The following is a 14,585-nucleotide window of genomic DNA, read 5'->3' as shown; positions in this document are numbered from 1 at the left end:
GACGGGGGCCTCGACGGCGACTGCCGGATCAGTCCTGGTACGCGTCCAGCGGCGGGCACGAGCAGACCAGGTTGCGGTCGCCGAAGGCCTGGTCGATCCGGCGCACCGGCGGCCAGTACTTGTCCGCGGCGGACACCCCGGCCGGGAAGACGGCCTCCTCGCGCGTGTAGGCGTGGTCCCACTCGCCGCCCAGCGCGGCCGCCGTGTGCGGGGCGCCCCGCAGCGGGTTGTCCTCGGCCGGCCACTCACCGGACCCGACCTTCTCGATCTCCGCGCGGATCGCGATCATCGCCTCGCAGAACCGGTCCAGCTCCGCCAGGTCCTCCGACTCGGTCGGCTCGATCATCAGCGTGCCGGCCACGGGGAACGACATCGTCGGCGCGTGGAAGCCGTAGTCGATGAGCCGCTTGGCCACGTCGTCCACGCTGACACCGGTCGCCTTCGTCAGCGGACGCAGGTCGATGATGCACTCGTGCGCCACCAGTCCGCCGGGACCGGTGTAGAGCACCGGGTAGTGCGGTTCGAGCCGCTTGGCGACGTAGTTGGCGGACAGCACGGCCACCTGCGTGGCCCGCTTCAGCCCTTCCCCGCCCATGAGCCGCACGTAGGCCCACGAGATCGGCAGGATCCCCGCGGAGCCCCACGGCGCGGCCGAGACGGGCCCCACCCCCGTCGCGGGCCCGGCCTCGGGCTGGAGCGGGTGGTTGGGCAGGTACGGCGCCAGGTGCGACCGCACGGCCACGGGGCCGACGCCCGGACCGCCGCCGCCGTGCGGGATGCAGAACGTCTTGTGCAGGTTCAGGTGCGAGACGTCGCCGCCGAAGTGCCCGGGCCTGGCGAGCCCCACCAGCGCGTTGAGGTTGGCACCGTCCACGTACACCTGACCGCCGGCCTCGTGCACCTGCGCGCAGATGTCGGCGACGTGCTCCTCGAACACCCCGTGCGTCGACGGGTAGGTGATCATCAGGACCGCCAGCTCGTCGCGGTGCTTGTCGATCTTCGCCCGCAGGTCCTCGACGTCGATCTCGCCGTCCTCGGCGGTGTTCACGACGACGACCCTCATCCCGGCCATCACGGCGCTCGCGGCGTTCGTGCCGTGCGCCGACGACGGGATCAGGCACACGGTCCGCTGCTCGTCCCCGTTGGCGCGGTGGTACCCGCGCACGGCGAGCAGTCCGGCGAACTCGCCCTGCGACCCGGCGTTCGGCTGGAGGGACACCTTGTCGTACCCGGTGACCTCGGCGAGCCGCTCCTCCAGCTCGTGGATGAGCGTGAGGTAGCCCCGCGCCTGCCCGGCGGGCGCGAAGGGGTGCAGCTGCCCGAACTCGGGCCAGGTGACCGGCTCCATCTCGGTGGTCGCGTTGAGCTTCATCGTGCAGGACCCCAGCGGGATCATGCCCCGGTCCAGCGCGTAGTCGCGGTCGGCCAGCCTGCGCAGGTAGCGCAGCATCGCGGTCTCGGAGCGGTACTGGTGGAAGACGGGGTGGGCGAGGATCTCGTCGCGGCGCAGCAGCCCGTCGGGGAGGGCGTCCTGCGCGGCCGCGTCGAGGGCCTCGATGTCGCCCTCGACCCCGAAGGCCCGCCACACGGCGTCGATCTGCGCCCGCCCGGTGGTCTCGTCGCAGGAGACCGCCACGTGGTCGGCGTCGACGAGGTGGAGGTTGACGCCGTTGTCCCGGGCGGCGGCGACGGCTTCGGCGGCCTTCGCGGGCACCCGCACGGTCAGCGTGTCGAAGTAGGAACCGTGCACGACCTCGACGCCGCCCGCGGTGAGCCCGGCGGCCAGGAGCGAGGCGTAGCGGTGGGTGCGCCGCGCGATCGCCCGCAGGCCCTCGGGACCGTGGTACACGGCGTACATGCCGGCCATGACGGCGAGCAGGACCTGCGCCGTGCAGATGTTGCTGGTCGCCTTCTCCCGGCGGATGTGCTGCTCACGGGTCTGCAGCGCCAGCCGGTACGCCCGGTTGCCGTCCACGTCGACGGACACGCCGACCAGCCGTCCGGGCAGGCTGCGCGCGAACTTCTCGTGGACGGCCATGTAACCGGCGTGCGGCCCGCCGAAGCCCATCGGCACCCCGAACCGCTGCGTCGTGCCGACGGCGATGTCCGCGCCCAGCTCACCGGGCGAGGTCAGCAGCGTCAGCGCGAGCAGATCGGCGGCGACGGTGACGAGCGCCCCCAGCTCGTGCGCCTGGTCGATGACCGGCTTGAGGTCGCGCACGGCACCGGAGGCCCCCGGGTACTGGACCAGCACGCCGTTGATCTCCCGCGCGGCGATGTCGGCCGGGATGCCCTCGCTCAGGTCGGCGACGACGACCTCGACACCGGTCGGCTCGGCACGCGTCTCGATCACGGCGATGGTCTGCGGCAGCGCGTCCGCGTCGATCAGGAAGAGGCCCTTCTTGTTCTTCCCCATCCGCCGGGACAGCGCCATCGCCTCGGCCGCGGCCGTGCCCTCGTCGAGCAGCGAGGCGCCGGAGGTGGGCAGCCCGGTCAGGTCGGCGACCGTCGTCTGGAAGTTCAGCAGCGCCTCGAGCCGGCCCTGCGAGATCTCCGGCTGGTACGGCGTGTAGGCCGTGTACCAGGCCGGGTTCTCCATGACGTTGCGCAGGATGACCGGCGGGGTGAAGGTGCCGTAGTAGCCGAGCCCGATCATGGAGTCCATGACCTGGTTGCGGTCGGCCAGCGAACGCAGCTCGGCCAGCACCTCGGCCTCGGTGCGCGCACCCGGCAGGTCCAGCGCGTCGGCGTTCTTGATCACGTCGGGGACCGCGGCGGCGGTCAGCTCGTCCAGGGAGCCGTAACCGACCTGCGCGAGCATCTTGGCCCGCGCCTCCTGGTCGGGTCCGATGTGACGCTGCTCGAAGGGGATTCCCTGTTCGAGGTCGGAGAGCGGAATGCGATGGGCGGTCATTGCGGAGGCCTCCTGGTCACACGACCTTCGAGGGGCACCACTGGCGGGTACCCGGACGGCCTCCCCCTCTGTCATCTCAACCTGAGAGCTTCACCGGACGCCCGAGGGCACCCGGCTTTCACCGTCGGTGAGGGCGGAAGCCGTCGACGCCGTCGGCACCCGCCCTGCTTTCCAGAGTGACCTCGTCCGTGCGGTACGTGGGCCTGAGAGATTCCGGGGAGGATTTGCTCCTTCGGCGCCTCCGGTGGTCTCCGGAGGACTCTCCCGCACGGGGTCAGCGGCCACGGCCAGACTACCAGCGGGGTCAACGAGGCCTCCTTCCGAGTGGCCGCGACCGCCGATGTGCTCTTTCGTAGTGCTGAGGGATGAGTTTGCGACCACGTGGAGGGGTTCCGTGCAGACCGACATCGATCCGCGCAACCTGATCGGCCGCAAGGCGTTCGACCGGAACGGCACCAAGATCGGCACCATCGACGAGATCTACCTCGACGACGCGACCGGCGTGCCGGAGTGGGCGGCCATACGCACCGGTCTGTTCAGCCGGGACGCCTTCGTCCCCCTGGAACCCAGCGAACTGGTCGAGGGCACCCTGCACGTCCCCTTCGACCGCGCCCTGATCAAGGACGCCCCCGACTTCGGTGTGGGCCGTCACCTCTCCCCCGACCAGGAACTCCAGCTCTATCACCACTACGGCCTCGACGTGGCCGCCCCGCCGCCCCTCCCGGACCGGGACTTCGGCAGGCTGGCGGGCTCGGAGGAGACCTGAGCGGACCGGCCGCACGCCCGGACCAGTGCCCCCAGGAGTCCCCACGGGTCGTGGAGCGGTCGCGCCCCGTCGGTGACGACGCGTCGCGTGCCCGCGTCGACGGGATCGGTACGCGCCCGGTCGGCGGGGCCGATGCCGGCCTCGACCTCCAGACCGCAGGCGGTGACACACCACCATGCGGTGAGGGGCCCTCGGGTCCGGTTGCGGACCACGTCGCCCAGGGCCGGCTCGCGCACCCGGGTGTCCTCGGCGGCGTACCGGCCCGGTTCGGCCGTCAGCACGACGAGATCGACGTCCGAGCCGGCTCGTCCGGCACCCCGCGCCCAGGACCCCACGAGCAGCACCCCGACGACGTCCTCGCGTCCCGCGGCCCATGCGGTGACCCACCGGACCACCGAACGCGCCTCGTCACGTCGCTCCGCCGGGAGCCCCGCGGGGTCCGTCCGTCGCTCCCCGTCCGCCACCGCACACCGCCTCGCTCGATCCCGTCACCGGCCGGTCCCCGGCTGCGGCCCCGCCGTCGGCACGTGAGCGGCCTCGTCCACGGCCGGTGCCCCGTCCGGTCCTCGCCGCACCAGCGGCAGCGGCTCCGCCGGTTCCAGCTGGGGGTCGTCGATGCGGAACGTCCGCACCCGGCCCACCTCCGACCCGGGCGTCTCGAACCGCACGGTCACCCGCCCCAGCCCGCTGCCCTGCACCCACCCGTGGCCGAGCCGGGCGTGCCGCACGTCGAGCCCCGGCCGCCACCGGTGCTCCACGGGCACCGCCTCGGCCACCGCGGGCTCCTCGGACGCCTCGTCCTCGGGGCCCGCGGCCCGCACGTCCGCCGCCCGCACCTCGGCCGCCTGCGCGAACAGGTCCTCCTGCGTGAAGTCGGCCAGCCCGCTGACCCCCACCCCGAGCAGCCGCACACCGCCCGTCGTGTCGACCGCCTCCAGCAGCCGCGCCGCCGCCTCCCGCACCACCGCCGGATCGTCCGTGGGCCCCCGCAGGGTCTCCGACCGGGTGAGCGTGGAGAAGTCGTACCGCCGCACCTTCAGCACGATGGTCCGCCCCGACAGGCCGGCCCCCCGCAGCCGCCGCACACACCGGTCGGCGAGCCGCTGCACCTCGAGGCCCACCCGCACCCGGTCGTGGATGTCGACGTCGTAGGTGTCCTCCACCGACACGGACTTGGTCTCCCGTTCGGCCACCACGGGCCGGTCGTCCCGGGCCAGCGCCATGGCGTACAGCGCGTGCCCGTGCGCCTTGCCCAGCAGCCGTACCAGCTCGTCCTCCCCCGCCTCGGCCATCTCCCCGACCGTGGTGATCCCGGCCCGCCTGAGATGGTCGCCGGTCGCCGGACCGACCCCCGGCAGCGTCCGCACCGGCATCGGCGCGAGCAGGGACCGCTCGGTGCCCGGCTCGATCAGCACCAGGCCGTCCGGCTTGGCCTGCTCGGAGGCGATCTTGGCGAGCATCTTCGAGGCGGCCAGCCCCACCGAACCGGTGAGCCCGGTGACCGCCCGGATGTCGGCGCGCAGCCGCACCCCGGCCAGCCGCGCCGACTCGCTGTCCCAGGCCGCCTCGCCGGCCTCCAGATCCACGAACGCCTCGTCCAGGCTGAGCGGCTCCACCAACGGCGACAGGGCCCGCAGCAGCGCCATGACCTGGTCGCTGATCCGGCGGTAGAAGGCGCCCCGCGGCACCAGGTAGGCGGCGTTCGGGGCGAGCCGGCGGGCCTGCGCCATGGGCATCGCCGAGTGCACGCCGAAGACCCGCGCCTCGTACGAGGCGGTCGCCACCACTCCTCGCGGTCCGAGACCCCCCACGACCACCGCCTTCCCGCGCAGACTCGGCTTGGACGCCTGCTCCGCCTGGGCGAAGAAGGCGTCCATGTCGAGATGCAGGACGGTGGGCGCGTTTCTCACATCTCCGATGCTGCACCACGCCACTGACAACGAGGCCGTACGGCCGCCGGGGCCGTCAGACCGCCCGGTTGCGCCGGCGGGCCAGCTCGTCCGCCGGGTTGGGCCCGACGAGTGTCTCCCCGGTGTCGACACGCTCTCCGTGCAGCTGGGACAGCGCGCTCTCGACATCCCGCCACACCACCCCGACGGCGATCCCGAAGATGCCCTGCCCGCCCTGGAGCAGCGCGTGGACCTCGTCCGGGGAGGTGCACTCGTAGACCGTGGCGCCGTCGCTCATCAGCGTCATCCGCTCGAGGTCGCTGAAGCCGCGCTCACGCAGGTGCTGGACGGCGGTGCGGATGTTCTGGAGCGAGACCCCGGTGTCGAGGAAACGCTTGACGATCTTCAGGACCACCACGTCCCGGAAGCTGTACAGGCGCTGCGTGCCGGACCCGTGGGCGGGCCGCACGCTCGGCTCGACCAGCCCCGTGCGCGCCCAGTAGTCCAGCTGCCGATAGGTGATGCCGGCGGCCGCACAGGCCGTCGGGCCCCGGTAGCCGATCTCCTCGGACGCCATGGACGCCGCCCCTCCGCTGCTCGGTACGGCCGCCGGCCGCTGCGGAGCGTGATCGGCCGCGCCTCCGTGATGGGGGTGGCCCCCGCCCGGGCGGAGCCGAGAGCTCGAGGGAGGGTACGGACCGCTCCCCCCGACACCGAGTCCGGGGGCACCCCCCACCGTACCGTCGCCGCTGCTTCTCACGCCGACCTCCGTCCTTGACCTGCCTTCTCGACGGTAGGCAGTCACCGGGGGTGCGTCAACGATCGCCACACTCGGCACGCCGAGTGATAATCACCCCAGGAGTGGTTTCCCGTACTCCACCGCGGGGAAAGGCTAGCCGAATGCGCTGAGCGGAAGCCGCAGGACGCTCTCACGGTCCGACGGCAATCGCCGCGGCCGAAGCCTTTGCGCCCACCCGACAGTCCATGTCTGCCGACGGCTACTGATTGCTGCTGCCGAAGTCCTCGGGGGAGATCTGGTCGAGGAACTCGCGGAACTTCTCGACCTCGTCCTCCTGCTCGTCCGGGATGGCGATCCCCGCGTCGTCGAGGACCGTGTCGCTGCCGTAGATCGGCGTCCCGGTGCGCAGGGCCAGCGCTATGGCGTCGGACGGCCGCGCGCTCACCTCCACCCCGCTGGCGAAGACCAGCTCGGCGTAGAAGACGCCTTCACGCAGGTCCGTGATGCGTACCTCGCTGAGCTCCTGGCCCACCGCCTCCAGCACGTCCTTGAACAGGTCGTGGGTCAGCGGCCGCGCCGGAGCCATGCCTTGCTGGGCGAAGGCGATCGCCGTCGCCTCACCCGGCCCGATCCAGATGGGGAGGTAACGGTCGCCTCCCACTTCACGCAGCAGGACGATCGGTTGGTTGGAGGGCATCTCGACCCGGACACCTACGACATCGAGCTCGTTCACACAGCAACCCTAGGCCGTGCTCGGGACGTTTGGGTAGTCGGGCCGGGAACGGGTGACCGATCCGGGCGGCCCGGACCGTCTCCCCTCAGGGCAGGCGCACCCCGAGCGCGGTCTGCACCAATGCCGCGTGCAGCCTGACCGTGAGCCCCGCCAGCTCCTTCGTGCGGGCCTCCGCATGCGCCCTCGTCTGCGGATTGCGGTGGCGCCGGAGCGGTGCGACCACCTGGTCCACGAGCCCCGCCTCACGATCGGCCGCGGCCTTCATCACCCGCAGGTGCCGGGGTTCGATCCCGAACCGCCCCAGCTCGGAGACGAGCGCGGCCACCGTGACCACCTCGGCGTCGTAGACCCCGTCCTCCAAGGGCGCGACGAGCCCGTAGGCCTCCCACTCCTGGAGTTCGCGCTCGTCGATCCCGGCGGCCGCCAGCAGCTCCGACCGCCCGATCCGGGCGGCGGTGGGCGCGTCGGACCGCTCCGGCACCGCCTCCCCGTCCCGCTGCCGGCCCACCGTCGGCAGCGGTGCCGCCTCACCACGCTCCATGGCGTCCAGATGTTCCCGGATCACCTTGAGCGGCAGATAGTGGTCCCGCTGCATCCTGAGGACATGGCCGAGGCGCTCGACGTCCCCCACACTGAACTTGCGGTACCCCGACGGGGTCCGCTGCGGCTCGACGAGCCCCTCCGACTCCAGGAAGCGGATCTTGGAGATGGTGACTTCGGGGAACTCGTCGCGCAGCACGTTCAGCACCGTGCCGATGCTCATCGCACCACCGTCCACTGCGGCGGCGCCGGGTTCGGTACCGCCCCTCGGTGTTCGCAGCATGGGCCTTCCCTGGGGGTTCCCCCGGACCGGGTCCGGGGGCGGGTCAGTAGCCTCGCTGGCTCGCGTAGAAGACCAGCCGGTACTTGCCGATCTGCACCTCGTCGCCGTTCGACAGCGGGACCTCGTCGATCCGCTCCCGGTTGACGTACGTACCGTTCAGGCTGCCGACGTCGGCCACCGCGAACGAGCCGTCCTGGCGACGCCGGAACTCCACGTGGCGGCGCGAGACCGTCACGTCGTCCAGGAAGATGTCGCTCTGCGGGTGCCGCCCGGCCGTCGTCAGGTCACCGTCCAGCAGGAAGCGGCTGCCCGAGTTGGGGCCACGCCGCACGACCAGCAGGGCGGAACCCAGCGGCAGCGCGTCGACCGCGGCCTGGGCCTCGGGCGAGAGCGCCGGCAACTGCGTCTGTCCGGTGGCCTCGGAGTCGTAGGCCTCGAGACCGGAGATGGAAATGGTGGACGTCGTCTCCGACGGGCGCTCGGGCGTCAGGCCCGGCCTCAGCGGCGCGCCGCAGTTCGAACAGAAGCGGCTGTTCTCCGCGTTGCGGTTACCGCACCTCGTACACACCAGGGCCGACATAGGGGAAAACCCTCCACCCGTACTTGAGGTTGACGGTTGTCCGAAACCTATGCCGCCGGACTGCGCAGGGTCAACCGACGCCCCGCCCTGGCCTCCGGAAAAATCACCGCCCGGACCAGCCACCTGGTCCCGGAACAGCGGCCGCTGGCCCTCCGCGTCAGGCTGTGCACGATGACGGGCGGTCGCGTTGTCGCCGCTGCCCTCTCGCGCGCTCTTGCCGAACAACTTCGCAAACAACTTCACGGGCGATTCCCCTTGACCGAAACAGACCCGCCCGTGGGGCAGGACGAACCCTGAATGATTAGACCGGCCGACCCGGACATCTTCACAACGTCCGTATCCACCAGACAGTTTCCACCACGCACCACCCGTTCGGTGCGCCGACCCCCCGCAACCTCATGCCCTTGCCGGACGGCCCCCATGCACCCCCGGTTCACTCCGAGGACGACCGAGCGTAGTCAGGCTGCTCCGCTGCTCGCAAGGCGTCCACGACGATCTTGGTGGATCGCTCCACGGACACCGTGGCCTGCTCCTTCTCAAGAGTCTGCACCACACCCCCAGGGATGTTGAGCGCCGGTTCGAGGTCCTGCGGCTTGCCGATGACCTTGAAACGATAGGGAGCGTTGATCTTGTTCCCGTCGACGCTCACGCTCTTGCCCGATTCCGTCAGATACGTGCCGGCGACGACCCGGACGCCGTTCACCTGGATCGCCTCGGCGCCCGCCGCACGCAGCTCCTGGACCGCGTCGAGCAGCATGTCGGCCTCGACCGTCCCGTTCGTGTCCTCGACCACCATGGTGATGCCGGGCCCCTGAGCGGCCACCGTGCCCGCCAGGATGCCGAGTTGCTTCTCCTTCTCGACCGTCTGCCTGCGGGCCTCCTCGGCCTGGTCGGAGCTGTTCTCCAGCTCCTGCCGCTGCTTCTCGAGACCCTGCTTCTCGTCCTCAAGACGCTGACTGCGGTCGTCGAGTTCATCGAGGATGCGCACGAGATCTTCCTGGCGCGCTCCGCGCAGGGCATTGCCGCTCTCGCTGTTGGAGGCCACCTGCACGGCCAGCCCGAAACCGAGGCCGAACAGCAGCAGGGCGACGATGAGTTGGGCCCGGCTCACCCTCGGCGGCCACAGTCCCTGCACCAGCCGCTGCCGGCCGGTCAGCGTGGGCTGCCCGCTCTCCTCGGGCTCGTCCGCGCGCGAAACGGCCGCGGGAACCTCCTGGGGCAGCTCCTTGCGCAGTCTGGTCGTGGGCGTCTCGTCCCGAGGCACCTCGACCTGACGAGGTACCTCGGGACGCTGCGCCTCGCCCCGTGGTGGCTCGTTTCGTGGTGCCCCGTTCCGGAAGGGACCGTCGGGCCGGTTCGCGTCGTGGTCGTTCATCGCCCTCACGCCCGGAAGACGTGCCGGCGGATCGCCGCGGCGTTGGAGAAGATCCGGATGCCGAGCACGACCACCACTCCCGTGGACAGCTGGGCGCCGACGCCCAGCTTGTCACCGAGGAACACGATCAGGGCGGCCACGACCACGTTCGACAGGAACGACACGACGAACACCTTGTCGTCGAAGATGCCGTCGAGCATGGCCCGCAGACCCCCGAAGACGGCGTCCAGCGCCGCCACGACGGCGATCGGCAGATAAGGCTCGACGACCGCCGGAACCTCGGGCCGGACCAAGAGGCCGGCCACGACTCCCACGACGAGGCCCAGTACGGCGATCACGATGTGCCCTTCTCAGTTCTCGGCTCTGCTGTACGTACGATCACACTCGGTGCCGCGGGCACCCGGACGTCCTTCTCCACCGAGATGGCGGTCCGGATGCCGAAGTTCTCCTGGAGGGCGTGCAGATACAGCCCGTCGGGGCTGTCCTGGAACCGGGTGCTCAGGTTCTTCCCGTCCCCCACCGCGAGCACCGTGTACGGCGGCACCAGCGGCTTGTTGTCGACCAGTATGGCCTCGCCCGCGGCCCTGATCGCCGACAGCGCCGTCAGCCGCTGGCCGTTGACGGACACCGCCTCGGCTCCCGACGCCCACAGCCCGTTGACGACGCGCTGCATGTCACGGTCGCGGACCCGCCCCGTGTCGGAGAAGCCGGAGGTCTCGCGCGGATCGCCATCGCCTCCGGCGGAGGCCTCCTCGGCGTCGTCCACGACCAGCTTCACACCGGGCCCGTGCACCTCGACGGCGCCCGCGAGGATGCCCACCAGTTCCGTCTGGTCGCCGCCGCCGCTCTCACGGAGAGCCTCGCGCTGCCGTGCGCTCACGTCGTCACGCAGTTCGTCGACGGTGTCCTCGAGCTTGTCGGCCGCCTCGGTCTCGCTGTCGATGCGGTCGATCAGCTCCTCGCGCTCCTTGGCCACGACCGGAGCGGCGATCCTCGCCTGGGCGGCTCCCACGGTCACGACGAGAGCGGCCAGCACCAGGCCCGCGGCCAGGCCCAGCTTCGAACGCAGCGTCCTGGGCAGTCCCCCGACACCTTCGGCCCGCTTCCGGGCGGCCGCTTCCGCGTACCCGTCGTCGAGACTGTGGTCCATGACGTTGGTGAGCAGCGACATGGACGCGTCCGGGCGCGACGCTCGCGCGGGTGTACTCCGAACGGGGGGCTGCTGCGGCATGCCGCACATCGTCGCACGCCGCGCCCGCTACCTCCGAACGGCCCCACCCACGTGCCGGACAGGTCCTCTTGGACACGCCTGTCCGGCACGCGCGCGTGGTAAGGGTGTCAGCGCCCGGCGCTGTCCACGACGGACGACCACTCGTCCAGCAGGGCCTGTGCGGAGGCGTCGTCCGGGCCCTCCGCCCACAGGTGCGTGACCGCCTCGGCCGGGTCCGGCAGCACCATCACCCAGCGTCCGTCGGCCTCCACCACCCGGACACCGTCCGTGATGTCCACGGAGCGGTCTCCGGCGGCCTCGACGACCCGCCGCATCACCAGGCCCTTGACGGCCCACGGCGTGGCCAGATCCCGCTTCAGGACGTGCGCCCGCGGAATCCGCGCATCGATCTGACTCAGCGTGAGCTGGGTCCGGGCCACGAGCCCGATCAGCCGCACGAATGCCGCCGTACCGTCGAAGACGCTGCTGAACTCGGGGACGATGAAGCCGCCCTTGCCGTCTCCGCCGAAGATCGTCGACTCGTCGCGGCCCACCCGGGTCAGGTCGTCGGGCGACGTCGTCGTCCACTCCACCTGGGTGCCGTGATAGGCCGCCACCTGCTCGGCGATCCGCGTCGTGGTCACCGGCAGGGCCACCCGCCCGCTGCGCCGCTCGGCGGCGACCAGGTCGAGCAGCACGAGCAGCGCCCGGTCGTCCTCGATGATCCGGCCCTTCTCGTCGACGAGGGAGAGCCTCTCCCCCACCGGGTCGAACCGCACACCGAACGCGGCCCGCGACGACGCCACGATCTCCCCGAGCCGCACGAGGCCGGAACGCCTCTGGTCGCTGCTCTCGGTCGGCCGGGCCTCGTTCAGACCGGGATTGACGGTCAGCGAGTCGACCCCGAGCTTTCCGAGCAGGCTGGGCAGGACGAGCCCGGCGCTGCCGTTCGAGGCGTCCACCACGACCTTCAACCCGGATTCGGCGATCCCGGTCGTGTCCACGTTCCGCAGCAGCGACCCCGTGTACGAGTCGAAGACGCTGGCGGGGAAGTGCAGGTCCCCGATCTCTCCGGGGAACGCCCGCCGGTACTCCTGCCGCGCGAACACCCGGTCCAGCTTCCGCTGACTGCCCTGCGACAGGTCGGCGCCCTGCCCGTCGAAGAACATGATGTCCACGGAGTCGGGCACTCCGGGCGACGTCCGGATCATGATCCCGCCGGCGCTGCCGCGCGCGGTCTGCTGCCGCGCCACGGGCAGCGGCACGTTCTCCAGATCCCGCACGTCGATGGCACTGGCCTGCAACGCGGAGATCACCGCTCGCTTCAGCGCACGGGCACCACGGGAGTGGTCACGGGCCGTGGTGACGGTGGACCCCTTCTTGAGCGTGGTCGCGTAGGCCCCTGCAAGGCGCACCGCGAGCTCCGGCGTGATCTCGACGTTCAGGATGCCGGAAACGCCCCGCGCGCCGAAGAGGTGCGCCTGCCCCCGCGACTCCCAGATCACCGAGGTGTTGACGAAGGCTCCGGCCTCGATGGTCTTGAACGGGTAGACCCGCACGTTGCCCTGCACGATCGATTCTTCACCGATCAGGCATTCGTCGCCGATGACGGCGCCGTCCTCGATCCGGGCAGCCCGCATGATGTCGGTGTTCTTTCCGACGACACAGCCTCGCAGATTGCTGTGCTGCCCGACGTACACGTTGTCGTGCACGACGGCCTTGTGCAGGAAGGCTCCGCTCTTGACGACGACGTTGGATCCGACGACCGTGTGTTCGCGGATCTCCGCGCCGGCCTCGACCTTGGCGTAGTCCCCGATGTAGAGAGGGCCGCGGAGCACGGCGTCCGGGTGCACTTCGGCGCCTTCGGCGACCCATACGCCCGGTGAGATCTCGAAGCCGTCGAGTTCGACGTCGACCTTGCCCTCGAGCACGTCGGCCTGGGCCTTCACGTAGCTCTCGTGCGTGCCGACGTCCTCCCAGTAGCCCTCGGCGACGTAGCCGTAGATCGGCTTGCCTTCCTTCATCAGCTGAGGGAAGACGTCACCGGACCAGTCGACGGGCACGTCGGCCTCGACGTAGTCGAAGACCTCGGGCTCCATCACGTAGATGCCGGTGTTCACCGTGTCGGAGAAGACCTGGCCCCAGGTCGGCTTCTCCAGGAAGCGCTCGACCTTGCCCTCCTCGTCGACGATGGTGATGCCGAATTCCAGGGGATTGGGCACACGCGTCAGACAGACGGTGACGAGCGCGCCCTTTTCCTTGTGGAAGTTGATCAGCTCGGTGAGGTCGAAGTCGGTGAGCGCGTCGCCGGAAATGACGAGGAAGGCGTCGTCCTTCAGCGCCTCCTCGGCGTTCTTGACGCTTCCCGCGGTACCGAGTGGCTTCTCCTCGTTGGCATAGCTGAGCTCCATGCCGAGCTCTTCACCGTCACCGAAGTAGTTCTTGACCAGTGAGGCCAGGAACTGCACGGTGACGACGGTCTCATTGAGCCCATGCCTTTTGAGCAGCCTCAGAACGTGCTCCATGATCGGCCGGTTGGCCACCGGCAGGAGCGGCTTGGGCATGCTCGAGGTCATGGGGCGAAGGCGCGTGCCTTCGCCTCCGGCCATCACGACGGCCTTCATGTCGGAAGCGTCCTCCTTGAAGAGACGACGGTCTAGCCGACTTCACCCGTCAAGATTGTCCCGCACTTTTCGTTGGCGGGCCATCGAGCCAGCGCTGAGTGCCAATCGCTTCGGCGAGATCAGTCGGCCACGGCGTCCGCACGGACCAGGCGGCGGACTTGTACCAGGTAGAGAACTCCTGCCCACCAATAGAGGGTTGTACCCCACCCTGCGAACGCCCATCCGAAAATAGCAGCGAGTGACGCGAGCCATCCGCTTCCGTCACTGAGCAGGAGGAGCGGGAAGGCGTACATCAGGTTGAAGGTGGCCGCCTTCCCGAGGAAGTTCACCTGGGGCGGCGGATAGCCGTGCCGCCTGAGGATGCCCACCATCACCAGCAGCATCAGTTCTCGCGCCAGAAGTGCAGCGGTCAACCAGAGGGGGAGGATCTCCCGCCAGGTGAGGCCGACCAGGGTCGAGAGAATGTAGAGCCGGTCCGCGGCCGGATCGAGGAGCCGGCCGAGGCTGCTGATCTGATTCCAGCGCCGGGCGAGCTTGCCGTCCAGGTAGTCGCTGATTCCGCTCAGAGCCAGCACGAGGAGGGCCCAGCCGTCGCTCTGCGGCCCTCCGAACTCGGGCCGGAGAATCAGCCACAGGAACAGCGGTACGCCGAGGAGACGCGCCATGCTGAGGATGTTGGGGATGGTGAGGACCCGGTCGGTCTGTACACGGGTCTCCTGGACCTCCACCCGGGGGCCTCCAGTAGAAAACGAGCCAACGATGCCCCCTGACCCTACCTCAACGCAAAAAAGCTCTGGCCCCCGGGCAGTATGCCTGGGGGCCAGAGCTGTAAAAGAAGTTCGGCGGCGTCCTACTCTCCCACAGGGTCCCCCCTGCAGTACCATCGGCGCTGTAAGGCTTAGCTTCCGGGTTCGGAATGTGACCGGGCGTTT

13 protein-coding genes, 1 rRNA gene and 1 riboswitch are annotated in these 14,585 nt (G+C 70.3%); of the genes, 1 reads left to right on the top strand and 13 read right to left on the bottom strand.

Annotated features, from left to right (window positions below):
- Positions 1-28 precede the first annotated feature (28 nt).
- On the bottom strand, positions 29-2,914 hold the full coding sequence (gene gcvP / locus ACZ5FU_RS28365) for an aminomethyl-transferring glycine dehydrogenase (protein ID WP_468646624.1): 2,886 nt from the start codon (positions 2,912-2,914) through the stop codon (positions 29-31).
- Positions 2,915-3,095: 181 nt separating this feature from the next.
- Positions 3,096-3,191: riboswitch (glycine riboswitch) on the bottom strand.
- Between the two features lie 117 nt (positions 3,192-3,308).
- Between gcvP and ACZ5FU_RS28360 the strand changes: the two genes are divergently transcribed.
- Positions 3,309-3,680: a PRC-barrel domain-containing protein gene (locus ACZ5FU_RS28360; RefSeq protein WP_398103323.1), complete on the top strand. Its 372-nt coding sequence runs from the start codon at positions 3,309-3,311 to the stop codon at positions 3,678-3,680.
- Here ACZ5FU_RS28360 and ACZ5FU_RS28355 read toward each other — a convergent pair.
- From ACZ5FU_RS28355 to rrf, 12 genes are all read right to left on the bottom strand, one after another.
- Positions 3,602-4,075, bottom strand: coding sequence for a nucleotidyltransferase domain-containing protein (locus ACZ5FU_RS28355; RefSeq protein WP_469047331.1), 474 nt, complete (start codon positions 4,073-4,075; stop codon positions 3,602-3,604). The two genes, ACZ5FU_RS28360 and ACZ5FU_RS28355, sit on opposite strands and share 79 nt — an antisense overlap.
- A gap of 93 nt (positions 4,076-4,168) precedes the next feature.
- A complete protein-coding gene (locus ACZ5FU_RS28350; protein WP_468838846.1) occupies positions 4,169-5,590 on the bottom strand; it encodes a DNA polymerase IV in 1,422 nt (473 codons plus the stop codon).
- Positions 5,591-5,645: 55 nt separating this feature from the next.
- Positions 5,646-6,329 carry a MerR family transcriptional regulator gene (locus ACZ5FU_RS28345; protein WP_469047329.1) on the bottom strand — a complete coding sequence of 228 codons (684 nt, stop codon included), beginning with the start codon at positions 6,327-6,329 and terminating at the stop codon, positions 5,646-5,648.
- Between the two features lie 238 nt (positions 6,330-6,567).
- A complete protein-coding gene (locus tag ACZ5FU_RS28340) occupies positions 6,568-7,041 on the bottom strand; it encodes a bifunctional nuclease family protein (protein WP_073494403.1) in 474 nt (157 codons plus the stop codon).
- Positions 7,042-7,126: 85 nt separating this feature from the next.
- Positions 7,127-7,864, bottom strand: coding sequence for a transcriptional regulator FtsR (gene ftsR / locus ACZ5FU_RS28335; protein ID WP_451529972.1), 738 nt, complete (start codon positions 7,862-7,864; stop codon positions 7,127-7,129).
- Between the two features lie 43 nt (positions 7,865-7,907).
- On the bottom strand, positions 7,908-8,795 hold the full coding sequence (locus ACZ5FU_RS28330) for an FHA domain-containing protein (RefSeq protein WP_469047410.1): 888 nt from the start codon (positions 8,793-8,795) through the stop codon (positions 7,908-7,910).
- An 82-nt stretch (positions 8,796-8,877) separates the two neighbouring features.
- Positions 8,878-9,819: a DUF881 domain-containing protein gene (locus ACZ5FU_RS28325; protein ID WP_469047328.1), complete on the bottom strand. Its 942-nt coding sequence runs from the start codon at positions 9,817-9,819 to the stop codon at positions 8,878-8,880.
- Positions 9,820-9,824: 5 nt separating this feature from the next.
- Positions 9,825-10,157 carry a small basic family protein gene (locus ACZ5FU_RS28320; RefSeq protein WP_003988855.1) on the bottom strand — a complete coding sequence of 111 codons (333 nt, stop codon included), beginning with the start codon at positions 10,155-10,157 and terminating at the stop codon, positions 9,825-9,827.
- Complete coding sequence (locus ACZ5FU_RS28315) at positions 10,154-11,059, bottom strand: DUF881 domain-containing protein (RefSeq protein ID WP_451781485.1); 906 nt, start codon at positions 11,057-11,059, stop codon at positions 10,154-10,156. The genes ACZ5FU_RS28320 and ACZ5FU_RS28315 overlap by 4 nt, the downstream gene beginning before the upstream one ends.
- 98 nt (positions 11,060-11,157) lie before the next feature.
- The gene (locus tag ACZ5FU_RS28310; protein ID WP_451529975.1) at positions 11,158-13,653 is read right to left on the bottom strand and encodes a sugar phosphate nucleotidyltransferase; all 2,496 of its coding nucleotides are present in this window, start codon (positions 13,651-13,653) and stop codon (positions 11,158-11,160) included.
- A gap of 119 nt (positions 13,654-13,772) precedes the next feature.
- Positions 13,773-14,381, bottom strand: a complete 609-nt coding sequence (locus ACZ5FU_RS28305; protein ID WP_451529976.1) for a CDP-alcohol phosphatidyltransferase family protein — start codon at positions 14,379-14,381, stop codon at positions 13,773-13,775.
- Between the two features lie 109 nt (positions 14,382-14,490).
- Positions 14,491-14,585 (bottom strand): 5S ribosomal RNA (gene rrf, locus ACZ5FU_RS28300); the annotation flags it as partial.

The organism is Streptomyces sp. NPDC031554, from assembly GCF_055580685.1.
The sequence above is the reverse complement of the archived record's forward strand: the minus strand, read 5'-3'. Positions and strand labels throughout refer to the sequence as shown.

Excerpts from the sequence above, each read along its gene's own strand:
- gcvP (WP_468646624.1), bottom strand. The coding sequence starts at position 2,914 with ATGACCGCCCATCGCATTCCGCTCTCCGACCTCGAACAGGGAATCCCC.
- ftsR (WP_451529972.1), bottom strand. The coding sequence starts at position 7,864 with ATGCTGCGAACACCGAGGGGCGGTACCGAACCCGGCGCCGCCGCAGTG.
- ACZ5FU_RS28325 (WP_469047328.1), bottom strand. The coding sequence starts at position 9,819 with ATGAACGACCACGACGCGAACCGGCCCGACGGTCCCTTCCGGAACGGG.
- ACZ5FU_RS28310 (WP_451529975.1), bottom strand. The coding sequence starts at position 13,653 with ATGAAGGCCGTCGTGATGGCCGGAGGCGAAGGCACGCGCCTTCGCCCC.
- ACZ5FU_RS28315 (WP_451781485.1), bottom strand. The coding sequence starts at position 11,059 with ATGTGCGGCATGCCGCAGCAGCCCCCCGTTCGGAGTACACCCGCGCGA.